Annotated in this window: 13 protein-coding genes and 2 pseudogenes; 12 read left to right on the top strand and 3 right to left on the bottom strand. The window is 50.1% G+C overall.

All coding sequences use genetic code 11. From position 1 onward, the window contains the following. The 5 genes and pseudogenes from C557_RS25775 to C557_RS0109465 form a co-directional block, all read left to right on the top strand. Positions 1-210 (top strand): annotated as a pseudogene (locus C557_RS25775) (ISNCY family transposase); the annotation flags it as partial. Positions 211-914: 704 nt separating this feature from the next. After that, the gene (locus C557_RS0109485) at positions 915-1,367 is read left to right on the top strand and encodes a GNAT family N-acetyltransferase (protein ID WP_018751625.1); all 453 of its coding nucleotides are present in this window, start codon (positions 915-917) and stop codon (positions 1,365-1,367) included. A 54-nt stretch (positions 1,368-1,421) separates the two neighbouring features. After that, positions 1,422-1,661: a DUF3892 domain-containing protein gene (locus tag C557_RS0109480; protein ID WP_018751624.1), complete on the top strand. Its 240-nt coding sequence runs from the start codon at positions 1,422-1,424 to the stop codon at positions 1,659-1,661. A gap of 373 nt (positions 1,662-2,034) precedes the next feature. After that, positions 2,035-2,589 carry a copper amine oxidase gene (locus C557_RS0109470; RefSeq protein ID WP_026263393.1) on the top strand — a complete coding sequence of 185 codons (555 nt, stop codon included), beginning with the start codon at positions 2,035-2,037 and terminating at the stop codon, positions 2,587-2,589. 101 nt (positions 2,590-2,690) lie between these two features. After that, the gene (locus tag C557_RS0109465; RefSeq protein WP_018751621.1) at positions 2,691-3,020 is read left to right on the top strand and encodes a DUF1292 domain-containing protein; all 330 of its coding nucleotides are present in this window, start codon (positions 2,691-2,693) and stop codon (positions 3,018-3,020) included. A 90-nt stretch (positions 3,021-3,110) separates the two neighbouring features. On the opposite strand, the gene C557_RS0109460 is transcribed toward C557_RS0109465, so the two are convergent. Then, a complete protein-coding gene (locus C557_RS0109460; RefSeq protein ID WP_018751620.1) occupies positions 3,111-4,586 on the bottom strand; it encodes an aminotransferase class I/II-fold pyridoxal phosphate-dependent enzyme in 1,476 nt (491 codons plus the stop codon). Between the two features lie 196 nt (positions 4,587-4,782). Here C557_RS0109460 and C557_RS0109455 point away from each other — a divergent pair, with 196 nt between their 5' ends. Next, positions 4,783-6,057: an MFS transporter gene (locus C557_RS0109455; protein WP_018751619.1), complete on the top strand. Its 1,275-nt coding sequence runs from the start codon at positions 4,783-4,785 to the stop codon at positions 6,055-6,057. 91 nt (positions 6,058-6,148) lie between these two features. Here C557_RS0109455 and C557_RS0109450 read toward each other — a convergent pair. Then, positions 6,149-6,334, bottom strand: a pseudogene (locus C557_RS0109450) (DUF1054 family protein); the annotation flags it as partial. Positions 6,335-6,496: 162 nt separating this feature from the next. On the opposite strand from C557_RS0109450, the gene C557_RS0109445 reads away from it, so the two are divergent. The 6 genes from C557_RS0109445 (at position 6,497) to ptsP (ending at position 13,015) form a co-directional block, all read left to right on the top strand. After that, positions 6,497-7,093, top strand: coding sequence for a hypothetical protein (locus C557_RS0109445; protein ID WP_018751617.1), 597 nt, complete (start codon positions 6,497-6,499; stop codon positions 7,091-7,093). A gap of 129 nt (positions 7,094-7,222) precedes the next feature. Further along, complete coding sequence (gndA, locus tag C557_RS0109440) at positions 7,223-8,632, top strand: NADP-dependent phosphogluconate dehydrogenase (RefSeq protein ID WP_018751616.1); 1,410 nt, start codon at positions 7,223-7,225, stop codon at positions 8,630-8,632. A 163-nt stretch (positions 8,633-8,795) separates the two neighbouring features. Next, the gene (locus C557_RS0109435; RefSeq protein WP_018751615.1) at positions 8,796-9,308 is read left to right on the top strand and encodes a shikimate kinase; all 513 of its coding nucleotides are present in this window, start codon (positions 8,796-8,798) and stop codon (positions 9,306-9,308) included. A gap of 31 nt (positions 9,309-9,339) precedes the next feature. Further along, the gene (gene aroA, locus C557_RS0109430) at positions 9,340-10,632 is read left to right on the top strand and encodes a 3-phosphoshikimate 1-carboxyvinyltransferase (protein ID WP_018751614.1); all 1,293 of its coding nucleotides are present in this window, start codon (positions 9,340-9,342) and stop codon (positions 10,630-10,632) included. A 36-nt stretch (positions 10,633-10,668) separates the two neighbouring features. Then, complete coding sequence (locus C557_RS0109425) at positions 10,669-11,097, top strand: CoA-binding protein (protein ID WP_018751613.1); 429 nt, start codon at positions 10,669-10,671, stop codon at positions 11,095-11,097. A 175-nt stretch (positions 11,098-11,272) separates the two neighbouring features. After that, on the top strand, positions 11,273-13,015 hold the full coding sequence (ptsP, locus tag C557_RS0109420; protein ID WP_018751612.1) for a phosphoenolpyruvate--protein phosphotransferase: 1,743 nt from the start codon (positions 11,273-11,275) through the stop codon (positions 13,013-13,015). 94 nt (positions 13,016-13,109) lie between these two features. Here the strand turns inward: ptsP and C557_RS0109415 are convergent, their stop codons facing one another. Next, a complete protein-coding gene (locus tag C557_RS0109415; RefSeq protein WP_018751611.1) occupies positions 13,110-13,637 on the bottom strand; it encodes a type 1 glutamine amidotransferase domain-containing protein in 528 nt (175 codons plus the stop codon). Positions 13,638-13,734 lie beyond the last annotated feature (97 nt).

Raw genomic sequence — 13,734 nt, 5'->3', positions numbered from 1 at the left:
GGACAAGCTTTGCCTTTAAAGAGGACGGAAAAACCAATACCAGCCACTATGGAAACAAAAAAAGCGAGTTCTGCGCAGCCACGCAAACCCGCTCCTAACCATCCGTGGAGATCCACGGTAAACACCATAACTAACCATAGCACAAAACAAAGCTCATTCCAAGATGCTATGTATTCACAGCATAGCAGCTATTCGGAGACCTCCTGGTGAAGCAGGAGGCTCCAACGAATAAAGTGACATTTTCATAGCACAGTTAAGGTGACATTTTCACAGACGATTGACAGCTCTGCGTCTGTCCTGTGTCTGTCCCGGTATATCCTTGCATACCACTGCCAACAATATATAAATAAAGTGCAGAGTAGAGAAAGGATGAATCAATAATGAAAGCCATTGGAAAATTATCAGAGCACTTGCATAGAGGTAGGCTTGGAACTAAACTTTTATTATTCATAGTGATGACGCTAGCCATTACCTCACTCACTCTAACCACAGCTTGTACCCTTGAGCCGGATGCGGAGACGATGAATCGTCAGGCCAAGGCGTTTCCTTGGCCCTTTGGCTCGAAATCGGTAGCGGATGAGGTGTATTCACCCACGATTGTGGAGAATGTTTATTCGTTGGAGTAATCCGCCGTTATTCCTCGTCCCATTTGCGAGAGTAGCCTTTCTTCGTCACATAGAACATGGATGCGATCAACACTACACGCATCAATATAGCAGCAGCGATCGTAATCCCCATGCCCATAGCCGTTTTGTCAGATCCTTCAACAATCTATTTTTATAGCCCATTTCATAGCTCAACTATGCAGGAAAACGTTTTTTTTGTATAATAATGCGTGTTTAAAAAGTCGAGTTTACAGGACCGAAGCTTCTGTTTGTCGATTCATATACAGATCATGGTGGGAGGAGAACGTAGTGGGCGCGGCAACAATTATTCGGGTTCAGACCAAAGAACAACTAGAACGATGTCTGGACATCAGGAAAGAAGTGTTTGTCAAGGAACAACAGGTTCCGGCAGACCTCGAAATAGACGAGTATGACAAGTTGGGACCGGATGTATATCATGTATTGATTGAGATGGACGGGGAATATGCGGCCACCGGCAGGCTGATTTATTACCAGGATACGAGTGCCAAACTTCAGCGTATCGCGGTTCACAAGGCCTTTCGGACGAAAGGAGTGGGAACGATCCTGCTGCTGGCCCTGGAGGAATTGGCACGCGAGTTGGGCTTGTCCCGGTCTGTGTTGGATGCGCAATGTCAGGCGGAGGGATTTTATGCCAAGCTGGGTTATCAGACCATCTCGACCGAGCCCTTTGATGACGCAGGAATCCCGCATGTGCGCATGGTAAAATCGCTGAAATCATAGTTTGTAAAATTTCGGGGCACACTGAGATCAAACCTTTAAGAGGAGTGATCTCAGATGGCTCTGAACAGCAGAGAGACGATTATTGCCGTACGCAAGAACGGTGACGGAGATTTGGAAGCATTCAAAACATCCAGCGGGCGTGTGCTGAATTACCAGCAAGCGCTGCAAGAGGTGAATGCGGGAGCAATTGCTGGCGTGAATACATTCAAAGGCAAAGACGGGGAAATGTATCTGCGCGGCGACGCTGACGGAGATCCATCGAACAATTTGGACAATCTGCCAAGCTTTGATTGAACTTGAACAAGAGAGTTTTACAGGCACATCAAGTGCTAACCTAAATAAGGAGCGTCCACCATGCTGTGGGGCGCTCTTTATTCATTGTGGCAGCGAGTTCAACATCACATTTGGCATCAAAAGCCCTTCTTAAAAAATCTCATCATTCAGATACAGCGAATAGCTGGGTTTTCCAGGAATAGGGGGTGGATAATCCTCCTTGCATAATTCGGTCTTTCTTCCTTTCTTGAAGGTACTCAAATTACGGTAGAAACAAAAGTCTTGTCCCCTTAATGAAAAAAAGAAATGATTTTACTGGAAAATACCGCAACTTGCGTCCTGCCGAAGAGTATAACTTTACATCAACATGAATCAAATTGGAGGTTCATATCAAATGAGATGGAGAAGAGTTGCATTACTGGTAGTTGCTTTTTCTCTAATGGGAGGATCACTGCTGTTTGCTGACGAGGCGACCCAAAAGGTAAAGCTGATGCTCAACGGTCATGAGGTGGAAGACGGCGGCTATATGGTAGATGGAAAAACCTATGTGCCTGTACGTCATCTTGAAGGATTGGTTGAATACAACGACAGCACCAAAACGGTGAGTTATTATAAGCCGAACGTTCATATGTTTCTGTTTACCGAGGAGGGAGTATTCGGTGACGTCAAGCAGACGGGCAAGCTGAAATTCAACGTGTTCTCGCAAATTGACAACCTGCGGACTGACATTTCAGCGGTGCGGGTATCCATTACGGCTCCGGACGGTACAACCAAGGAGATCCAAACCGATGAAATCAAGGATCAGCGCGACAATTTCTGGTTCCGTACCAAGGATTTCACCTATGACTTCAAAGCTGCGGGCCGCTACAAAGTTGGCTTCTATATGAAGGCATCTTCAGGCTCTGACTTTGTTCTAATCACGGAAAAAGGGATCAACGTGCTGAAATAAGCTTAGCCCTCTGTACGCTTGTGTTTATCCAAATTGACCTGTCCATATGAAAATGATACGATACGGAGGGGTTAAAAACACAATTAAAGCGAGGTAATTTCATGAGCGACCACAATCACGAACACGGCGAAGCGTGCGGCTGCGGACATGACCACGACCATGATCACGATCATGAGCATGAAGAGTTTGTGCTGACACTGACGGACGAGCAAGGTAACGACGTGGAGATGGTTCTTGTCGAGACGTTCGATGTCAGTGAGAAAGTATACGCATTGCTGCTTGAACGCAACAATCCAGATGCGGACGGTATTATTCTCCGCATGGAAGAAGAAAATGAAGAAATGGTGCTTTATAACATCGAAGACGAGCAGGAATGGCAGCAAGTGGAAGAAGCTTACAACGAGTTGGTATCCCAACTGGATGAGGCTTAACGCGTGGTCGTCTGAAATAGATAGTACGATATGCTAAAGAAGCTCCCCGGGTTGCCTTGCCGGGGAGCTTCTTTAGCTGCTAATGCAGTTTTAGAAAATAGGATTGGCTTCGATGATAACCTTCACGTTTTGAATATAACGATCCTCCGGTCCTTTCACTGGCAGGCCTACTTCCACATGGTCTACGATGTAATCAATATTATCCTGGGAGATGACCTCACCCGGCAGCAGAATTGGAATGCCTGGGGGATACACATAGATGAACTCGGCAATGATGCGTCCGGCGGATTCCTTGAAGGGTATAACCTCGGTTTCAGCATAGAAGGCATCCCGTGGAATCAGGGAAAGCTGCGGGATTTCCGGAACCTTAACGACCAGCTCTCCCGCATGATCTTCCGTATAATTAATGTGCGAAAGCTCACGTAGAGCCGTTAGCAAGATATCGACCGTTTCCTGCGTGTCGCCTGGTGTGATCAGGCACAGGATGTTATACATGTCGCTGAGTTCAACCTCGATATTGTAATGCTCACGCAGCCAGTTCTCTGTCTCATAGCCAGTGATGCCTAAATGACGCACATGAACAGTAACCTTGGTGGGGTCGTGGTCATAGGTAGCTTCTCCGCCCAGAATTTCCTTGCCAAAGCAATACAAGCCAGGAATCTGATTGATCCCGTCACGCACGTAATTCGCCAGCTTCATCGCCTCTTCCGCAAGCTCGTACCCGTGCAGAGCCAGGTTGCGGCGGGAGGTGTCGAGGGAAGCGAGCAGCAGGTAAGAAGTAGAAGTCGTCGTAAGCATACTGATAATCGTTTGAACCCGCTGCGGGTTGACATGGCCATGCTTTGTGTTCAAGTTCAGAATGGAGCTTTGCGTCATTGAACCGCCAAGCTTATGCACACTGGTTGCCGCCATATCGGCGCCGGCTTGCATAGCAGACATCGGCAGCTTGTCATGGAAATGAATATGAACGCCATGCGCTTCATCGACCAATACAGGCACATGGAAGCTATGGGCCAGCTCAACAATTTCCTTCAGATTAGCGGATACGCCAAAATAAGTCGGGTTTATCACAAGAACTGCCTTGGCATCAGGGTGGCGCTTCAGCGCCCGTCTTACAGAACTTGTCGTAATACCATGATCAATACCGAGATTGGTATCCTGAGCCGGGGAGACGAAGACCGGTTTCGCTCCGGCGAAAATGATGGCGGACATGACGGATTTATGAATGTTGCGCGGAACGATAATTTTATCACCGGGAGAACAAACGGAGAGTATCATAGTCATAATAGCTCCGCTTGTGCCCTGCACGGAGAAGAAGGTATAGTCCGCACCAAACGCGTCGGCAGCCAGCTTCTGTGCTTCTTCAATAACTCCACTGGGCTGGTGAAGATCGTCCAGCGGCGCAATGTTAATCAAATCGATGGATAAGGCGTTATCGCCAATGAATTCGCGGAATTCCTTGTCAGTGCCAAGCCCTTTTTTGTGCCCGGGAATATGAAATTGAACGGGATTGCCGGCCGCGTGTTTTTTGAGAGCGGTAAAAAGCGGCGTATTTTGATGATCCATGCGGGCCATCCCTGCCTTTCGTCGAGATAATTTTCAAACAAGCTTGAGTATAGCAAAAAGAGCCCGGAATGCAAGCGGCAGCTGCGAGCTTTACAGAAATTTGACAATGCGGAGGTTAAATCCCAAGCGAAAGCGGACAAACTGAAAGTATCGGGCTAAGTGGAGTATTTTTGAAATAATAGAAGGAGGCTTACTTGTGTCATTGACTTCTGTAGCAGCATCCAAGAAACTATTAAATCCCACATTCATCGGCCTATGGGTCATTATGTTTCTGGTAGAATTCGTAAAGGGTGCTTTGATTGTCTCGATTTTGCCAGTCTATATGGGAAATGTATTGATGTTGGGGGCCTTTGCAATCGGATTGTCCTTTTCCCTGATGTACATAGGAGATAACGTATTTCGCAGTCCGGCAGGTTGGCTGATTGAACGGCTGGGCTTCCGCCTGACTATGACCCTCGGCTTATGCATTACGCTTGGGGCGGTGGCGATCATTGCCTTTCTCAAAACGCTGGGCTTTTTGGTATTGGGCTGCACCCTGCTTGGCATCGGAACCGCACCACTTTGGCCTAGCGTGTTGATGGGGATCACGGCTGTAACTGAAGGGAACAACAACTTCGCGACAGCGATGGGCGTCATTCAAATGTCCAGCTTGGGAGGCACAGGACTTGGACCTGTTATCATTAATTTTTTTCTGCATGGATCGTATCAGCCTATCTTCTGGTTCTTACTAGGCTGTATCGCTTTTTTGGTTATCGTGTCCCTTACCTTGCCGGGGAAAAGAAAAGCGGGGAGCGCGGGGCATACAGTTGCAACGGATCAAATCCCCACGGAAGCTATTCGTCAGGAAGAGAAGGGGAGCGTATGGAGTCGTATGCGCACCTCGATTCGCCATATTCGCAGCCAGCTTCATGTCAGTCCGTTGCTCTATCCCGCCTTGTTCTTGCAGTCCTTTGCCGTAGGTCTGCTTACGCCGGTTATTACCTTGTATGTTCGCTCAGAGCTAGGCTTGTCACCCGAGATGTTTAGCGCCATGCTGGTTACCGGTGGAGGGGTTACCGTAGCTGGCCTGATCCCGATTGGCAAGCTGGTGGACCGTTTGGGCACGCGTTGGTTTCTCCATATTGGCTTCGCTTTGGCGGCTACCTCGGTTGGGCTGTTTGCCTTGTCACGGGAGCTTCCGCTGATTTGGCTGTTCGTCATCCTGATTGGATTAAGCTATGCCTTTATCTTGCCTACCTGGGACACTATGGTTTCTCATATGCTGCCGGAGCAGGAGAAGGGAACGGTGTGGGGCCTGTTCCTGACAATTCAGGGCTCGGGGATGGTAGCCGGTCCAATCATCTCCGGCAAGCTATGGGACATGATTAGTCCATCTGCACCCTTCCTTGTCAGCTCCGCAGTGATGCTGTTGCTGTTCTTTCTGCATCTCGGTCTTGTTCGCAGCAAGCAAAAGGCCGCCCCGACAACGTAAACCGGGACGGCCCTGGAGCCTTACGGATTTGGTTAGCGCTGTATATGTTGAATCAGCGTGTATAGAAGGCATTTCGATATAGCGGCAGGAGCCGCGCGTGCTTGGCCACGTGAGGATACATATCCTCTCCACAGAGCGCGGACAGATAAGGGGCGATCTCTGCGCCCAGCCCTTCCAGCTTGGGTCTGATCCGAGTGCTGATCGCTTCCATTCGAGGCCGCAACCCTGGAACCGCTAACGCCTCGAAATCCTGTTCGGCAAATCCTGCAAAGGTCATAATCCTTCCTCCAAGCCTAATGGTAAATCTGCTTCTCTTTATGAATAATGGACAGTATATCATATTTCATGCGTCAAGCCAGGCCCGTTAAGGGTAAAAATAATCAATAAACCAAGTTGCTTTACATAAGATGGAGTATAAGAGACTTAAGGAGGGAGTGCCGTGAATAAAAGTTACGAGGTGGAATACTGTAACCTGGAACTCCGATTCGACCGCCGGCACATTCAACAACTGATTCGTGATTTGATCCAAGATGGGTATTCTTTATATTGGAGCGAAAATGAAGTGCTCTTTATCATTTCCGTACGTACCGGGAGAAAGCTCACCAAGCTGCGTTTTCAACGTCTGGCCCGGGGATATAAGCTGGCGGGAGATTATGTCATCCGCGATGCCAAGCTGGCGGAGTGGCTGGAGAAGCTGATTGGCGATCTCCGGGGCCACGCCGTAGTGAAACGGTTCAAGGACCGGCAAATTCTCGTCGAGAATATCCTGTTTGGCGAAGTTATCCGCCTGGTGGAAATTTCCGGGATGGAGCATCGGGTCATTTATCAGAAGGGTCACTTGATCGATACGGTGCAAATGGCAGAGATGTTCGCCTCACGATCGGCAGAGCGGCAATTGGAGCGATTACAGGAGGAACTGGATGTAGAGCTTGAAAGGTTGTTCGAGGCCATACAGCAAGGCGATGATAAAACGAAGGAAGCGTGCAAGGAGCGGCTGCGGATGCTTCGGCTTGAACTTCTCAGGCTGGAATGGTAATGCGCCGCCTGATTACCCCCACAACGTTGGGGGTTGTTTTTTGGCTTGCTGGTTCAGGGTTCACTTCTGTACACAAAAGAGTTAAAATGATAATATTGAAAAAAATATGAATGACAAAGGATGGAGACCATGTCAAAACAACAAATCGGCGTTATTGGCTTAGCTGTCATGGGCAAGAATTTAGCCCTTAATATTGAAAGCCGGGGCTTCACCGTTTCGGTGTTCAACCGTTCTCCGGAGAAAACGCATGACCTGCTTGCTAACGAAGGCAAAGGTAAAAACCTGGTAGGGGCATTTTCCATTGAGGAATTCGTTAATTCCCTGGAAACTCCGCGCAAAATATTAATTATGGTACAAGCTGGCCCTGCTACTGACTCGACCATTGAGCAATTGCTGCCTTATCTGGATCAAGGCGATATCATCATCGACGGCGGGAATGCTCACTTCCCGGATACACAGCGCCGCAGCAAAGAGCTTGAAGCCAAGGGCTTCCGCTTCATTGGGACAGGGGTATCCGGTGGTGAAGAAGGCGCATTGAAGGGCCCTGCAATTATGCCAGGTGGACAAGAGAGCGCCTATAAGCTCGTGGAGCCTATTTTGACTGCAATCTCCGCTAAGGTAAATGGCGATCCTTGTTGTACATATATTGGTCCGGATGGGGCAGGCCATTATGTGAAAATGGTGCATAACGGCATCGAATACGGCGATATGCAATTGATCGGCGAAGCTTACCATCTGCTGAAAGACGTGCTGGGCGTGGACGCCAAGGAATTGCACGAAATTTTCACAGAATGGAACAAGGGGGAACTGGATAGCTATCTGATCGAGATTACGGCAGATATCTTCTCCCAATATGACGAAGAGACGGGCAAACCGATGGTTGACGTCATTCTGGATGCAGCCGGACAGAAGGGTACTGGCAAATGGACAAGCCAAAGCGCGCTGGACCTGGGTGTGCCGTTGTCCATGATCACTGAGTCCGTATTCTCCCGTTTCTTATCTGCCATGAAGGAAGAACGCATCGCCGCCAGCAAAATTTTGAACGGCCCTGAGAAGCAAGCCTTCAACGGGGACAAGCAAGAGTTCATCGAGAATGTGCGTAAGGCGTTGTTTGCTTCCAAAATTGTCTCCTATGCCCAAGGCTTCGCGCAAATGCGCTCGGCTTCGGATGAATACGGCTGGGATCTGAAATATGGTAATATCGCCATGATCTTCCGCGGGGGTTGCATTATCCGTTCCCAATTCCTGCAAAACATCAAGGAAGCTTACGACCGCGACGCAGCGCTTAAGAATTTGTTGCTGGACCCTTACTTCAAAAATGTAGTCGAAAGCTACCAAGGAGCTTGGCGCAAAGTGATCTCCGCAGCCGTGGAGAACGGGATTCCTGTTCCCGGCTTTGCCAGCGCCCTGTCCTATTACGACAGCTACCGGACAGAGCGTCTGCCAGCTAACCTGCTGCAAGCACAGCGCGACTATTTCGGCGCCCATACCTTCAAACGTGTGGACAAAGAAGGCGTATTCCATCATCAATGGTTCTAAACCCCGGGCGGTCGGCCCGGAAACCGGAGGGACGTTTACGTTCCTCCGGTTTTCTTTTTTATCTCTTGAAAATGTGTCGGCCTGTGTTATGATATGAAAAAGTTTTGCTATAAGAGGCAGTTCAAAAAATCATCATTTGAACATACTAAGTAGGTGGAGAAAATTGCATAAGGCAATAAACAACATCGTCTTGATCGGGATGATGGGTACCGGCAAATCAACGGTGGGTGCGCTTTTGGCTGTCGAGACGGGCATGAAGATGGTGGATCTGGACGAGCAGATCGTTCAGGAGGCAGGGCTGAGCATCCCGGAGATCTTTGCCATTAAAGGCGAAGCCTATTTTCGCGACCTTGAATCGCTTCTCCTTAGCAGAGTGCTCAGCAAGTCAGGCATCGTATTATCTACGGGCGGAGGGGCTGTGCTCCGGGAAGCTAATCGCCAGACGATGCTAGCGGGTGGCAGAGTGTTTGCTCTTCAGGCGACCGCCGAGGAGATTATCGCTCGCGTAGGCGAGGATCCCAATCGCCCCTTGCTGGCAGGTGATGCCGGGCAGCGAATCAGGACGTTGCTGGATGAACGGAAGCAGGCCTATGACTTTGCCCACTATGCGATAGACACGACAGGCAAAGATGCGGCGCACGTGGCTGCCGAGATTTTAACGCATTACCGCGGTTAAAGATTAATAATGATAAAAGGGGAAGTTGAATATGGATGTTATCGTAAGGCCAACGGCGCGGCTGGAAGGCGAAATTGGAGCGTTATCCTCCAAAAACTATACGACCCGTTATTTGTTGGTTGCCGCACTAGCGGAGGGCACCAGCACGGTATATTATCCGGCTCATAGCGAAGATAGCGATGCTGTTCGCCGCTGTATCGCTGATTTGGGGGCGGTGCTGCAGGAAGATGAGGAGAAGATCGTCATCACCGGCTTCGGACGCCGGCCAAAGGATGTCAAGACCTTGAATGTGGGCAACGCGGGGGCAGTGCTTCGTTTCTTGATGGCCATCGCAACGCTTTGCCCTGAGGTAACCTTTGTGAACACGTATCCTGATTCGTTAGGCAAACGTCCGCATGACGACCTGATTGATGCGCTGGGCCAATTGGGCGTGGAGGTAATGCATGAAGATGGGCGGTTACCGATTACCATCCGCGGCGGGGCGCCCAGGGGCGGTAAGATTAAGGTATCTGGCGCGGTTAGCTCGCAGTATTTGAGCGCTCTGCTATTCCTGACGCCATTGCTGGCGGAAGATAGCGAGATTGAGGTGCTGGATGACCTGAAATCCAAGGTGGTGGTAGGTCAGACGCTGGAAGTGCTGGAGCAGGCCGGTATCGTGATTCATGCCAGCAGTGATTATATGCATTTCCGTGTGCCGGGTGGGCAATCCTATCAAGCGAAGACCTATACCGTACAGGGAGATTATCCAGGGTCGGCAGCGATTTTGGCTGCTGCTGCGGTTACTAAATCCGATATCAAGGTACATCGTCTTGCTGAGAGGAGCAAGCAGGGGGAACGGGCTATCGTCGATGTTCTCCAGATGATGGATGTCCCGTTGACGCATCAGGACGGTACGGTGCATGTTCGCGGCAACGGTCGACTTCGTCCGGTAGAATTCGATGGCGACGCAGCTACGGATGCGGTGCTGGCGATGGTAGCGGCCGCTGTATTTGCTGACGGCACTTCCCGATTTTACAATGTTGAGAATTTGCGTTATAAAGAATGTGATCGCATTACGGATTATTTGGCTGAGCTGAAGAAAGCGGGAGCCCAGGTGGAGGAGCGTCAAGCCGAGATCATCGTGCATGGCCGTCCGCTTGGGCTGGAAGGCGGAGTGGAGATTAACGCTCACTACGACCACCGGGTTATCATGGCTTTGACAGTAGTAGGACTTCGCTGCCGCCAGCCGCTGGTTATCAAAGACGCTCATCATGTCGCCAAATCATATCCACAATTCTTTGATCATATTACAGCGCTTGGCGCAGCCGTGGAACGAGTGGAGTAAAGCTGAAGCGCCATCCGCATCCGAGGGGGAACTAGCATGGCATTCGAGAATCCAAGTCGTGAGCAAATCAAGGAAATCTTACTGAACGCAGGCAACATTGCAGTGGTAGGGTTATCCGATAAAACGGACCGGACCTCCTATATGGTGGCCCAGGCAATGCAAAGCAATGGTTACCGAATTATTCCGGTAAATCCGACAGTGAACGGTGAAATTTTGGGCGAGAAGGTATATGCCTCTTTGTCTGATATCCCCGAGCCAGTGGACATCGTCAATGTATTTCGCCGCAGCGAGCAGACGCCTCCGGTAGCCGAGGAAGCCGTCAAGATCGCGGCCCGAGTGCTGTGGCTACAGCAAGGAATTGTGAGCGAGGAAGCGTATGAAATTGCTTCCCAAGGTGGACTCACCGTAATTATGGACCGCTGCATCAAGGTTGAGGATAGCATCTTGATTGGAAAACGCAGCTAAGTGGCCTATTCCAACGTCCAAAGGACCCGTCCTTAAGGAGGGGTCTCTTTGGCTTTTGCGCTTTTTCCTTTGACAAATTTGACGGGCAGGGCTTACCATTATGAGATAGATAGAAGGTACTTGGTAACGGAAGCTTCAGACAAGGAACTCACAAGCAAGACTAGGGGGTCACTACATGATACAGGGGATCGGAGCAGCAGCAGGGGTTGCTATCGGCAAAGCCTTTGTTCTGCCCGCCTGGGAGTGGGATGTGCCTGATCGGCGCATGGATAAGGTCGACTTGGCCAAAGAGTTTGAACGGTTGTACGAGGGCATTCGTACATCCAAAAGCGAAATCGAAGTAATGAAGAGGGAAATCAAGGAGACGGTAGGGGCAGAGGAATCGGGTATCTTCGATGCTCATCTGGCCATTCTGGAGGATCCCGTTTTTATGAGCGAGATCCAGGGGATTATCGAACGTCAGTACAAGGCGGCCGAAGTAGCAGTAAAAGAAGCGATCGATCATTTTGTGACGATGTTTGACCTGTTGGACGATGAGTATATGAAGGAACGGGCTCTCGACATTAAGGATGTTGGCAATCGCTTGTTGAAGCATTTGCTGGGAACCCCGGACATTATACTGCCAGCAGATACTCAGCCGTACATTTTGGTGGCCAAGGAGCTTTCGCCTTCACAGTTAGTCCATCTGAATCCGGATAACGTGCTTGGCATGGTAACAATGGCTGGCGGAAAGACGTCGCATTCGGCAATCATGGCGCGTGCTCTGGGCATACCGCTTGTGTCGGGCCTGGAGAACAAGCTGTCCCAGCCTTTGCAGACCGGCGATCTGCTGGTAATTGACGGGGATGAGGGCTTGATCTACCTGAACCCGGAGGCAACTTTAGTCGAACGGTTCACGGAGCTTGCCGAGAAACAGCGGCGGCGTAAAGAACAGCTTCAACTGCTGGCTTCCGTGGAGGCGGTCACCAAGGATGGTGTGCGCTTGCGCCTGGCCGGCAATATCAGCTCCGTGAAGGATTTGGAACTGGCGATCAAGCATGGCGCAGAGGGAGTGGGGCTGTTCCGTACAGAGTTTCTGTATATGGACCGCGCTACCTTTCCCGATGAGAATGAGCAGTTTGAGGTCTACCGTCAAGTCGTGGAGAAGGCGGGTACGCATCCCGTCGTTATTCGTACCTTGGATATTGGTGGAGATAAGCAGCTTGAATATTTTGACTTGCCGGAAGAGGATAATCCGGTGCTGGGGTACCGGGCAATCCGGATCAGCCTGGATAGCCGGGAATTGTTCCAAACACAAATGAGCGCCATCTTGCGGGCAAGTGCCTATGGGAAGGTTAAAATGTTGCTTCCCATGATTTCCTCGCTGGAGGAGATTCGGGCAGCAAAGGAAGTTTTGGAAGAGGCCAAGCGGGATTTGTTGCGGCGGGGAATTTCCTACGATCCCGATATTCAAGTGGGTATTATGATAGAAGTTCCGGCGGCGGCGGCCATATCCGATTTACTTGCCAGAGAAGTGGATTTCTTCAGCGTGGGTACGAATGATCTGGTTCAATACGTACTGGCTGTGGACCGTATGAATGAGAAGATTGCTCATATGTATCATCCGTTTCATCCGGCCGTGCTGCGCTTGCTGCGTCAAACGGTACAAGCGGCTCATGAAGCCGGGATTTCCGTAAGTGTTTGTGGAGAGATGGCAGGAGATGAGAAGGCGGTTCCGTTGTGGCTGCATCTGGGCGTGACAGAGCTTAGCATGTCCCCACAAGCTTTACTGCGAGTGAAGCATCGCGTGCTCAATTCTCATGCGCAAGAGGGCAAGCTGATTGGTGCTGCCTGCTATCGCCTGACAACCAGCGACGAGATTGAATCCGAATTGATTCGCTATGGTTACGAGCTGGAGCAGGAACGGCTAAGCAAATAACATAAAGCATAAGTAACACTGGCCGCCCAAGGTCCATATGACCGGGCGGCCTGTCCCATTTAGGGAGGAGTTCCCTGATGATTGTGTATTTTGGTTAATCGCGCTTTGCCAGTGCATCGGCAACAGCCTTGGCATAAATGGGCAAATCGGCTGGACGACGGGCCGAAATAATATGGCCGTCTACGATAGTAGGCTCATCCTTCCAGATCGCCCCCGCATTTTGCATATCATCGCGAATCGCTGGCGTGGAAGTGACCGTTACGCCTTCGAGAATGCCGGCGGAGACGAGTACCCATCCTGCATGGCAAATTTGCCCGATGGGCTTCCTTGCTTCATGCAGCTTGCGGACCAGTTCCAACACTTCGGAATAACGCCGCAGCTTATCGGGAGCCCATCCTCCGGGGATAATCATTCCATCGGCATCGCTGGCATTCATTTCCTCAAAGACATATTCCGCCTCAGCAGGCACCCCGTATTTGCCAATGTACTTTTTTCCTTTCTCCAGGCCGGTTAAATGAACCTCGGCACCTTCTTCGCGAAGGCGATAGATCGGGTACCATAGCTCCAAATCCTCGAATTCCTCATCCACCAAAGCAATGATATTTTTTCCAGAAAGTCTCAAATAAAGCTCCTCCTTACCAGACGGACTCTTGACGAAAGCCCGCTCAAATATTTTAATGGAAACAAATAATTACTAAAAGTGCGTGTTCAAAAAATCA

Source organism: Paenibacillus sanguinis 2301083 = DSM 16941, assembly GCF_000374825.1.
GTDB classification, from domain to species: Bacteria; Bacillota; Bacilli; order Paenibacillales; family Paenibacillaceae; genus Fontibacillus; species Fontibacillus sanguinis.
Note: the sequence above shows the minus strand (reverse complement) of the source record. Positions and strands in the feature narration are given on the sequence as shown.

Coding starts and splice junctions, on each gene's coding strand:
- C557_RS0109470 (WP_026263393.1), top strand. CDS start 2,035: ATGAGATGGAGAAGAGTTGCATTACTGGTAGTTGCTTTTTCTCTAATG.
- C557_RS0109425 (WP_018751613.1), top strand. CDS start 10,669: ATGGCATTCGAGAATCCAAGTCGTGAGCAAATCAAGGAAATCTTACTG.
- C557_RS0109480 (WP_018751624.1), top strand. CDS start 1,422: ATGGCTCTGAACAGCAGAGAGACGATTATTGCCGTACGCAAGAACGGT.
- C557_RS0109465 (WP_018751621.1), top strand. CDS start 2,691: ATGAGCGACCACAATCACGAACACGGCGAAGCGTGCGGCTGCGGACAT.
- gndA (WP_018751616.1), top strand. CDS start 7,223: ATGTCAAAACAACAAATCGGCGTTATTGGCTTAGCTGTCATGGGCAAG.
- C557_RS0109460 (WP_018751620.1), bottom strand. CDS start 4,586: ATGGATCATCAAAATACGCCGCTTTTTACCGCTCTCAAAAAACACGCG.
- ptsP (WP_018751612.1), top strand. CDS start 11,273: ATGATACAGGGGATCGGAGCAGCAGCAGGGGTTGCTATCGGCAAAGCC.
- aroA (WP_018751614.1), top strand. CDS start 9,340: ATGGATGTTATCGTAAGGCCAACGGCGCGGCTGGAAGGCGAAATTGGA.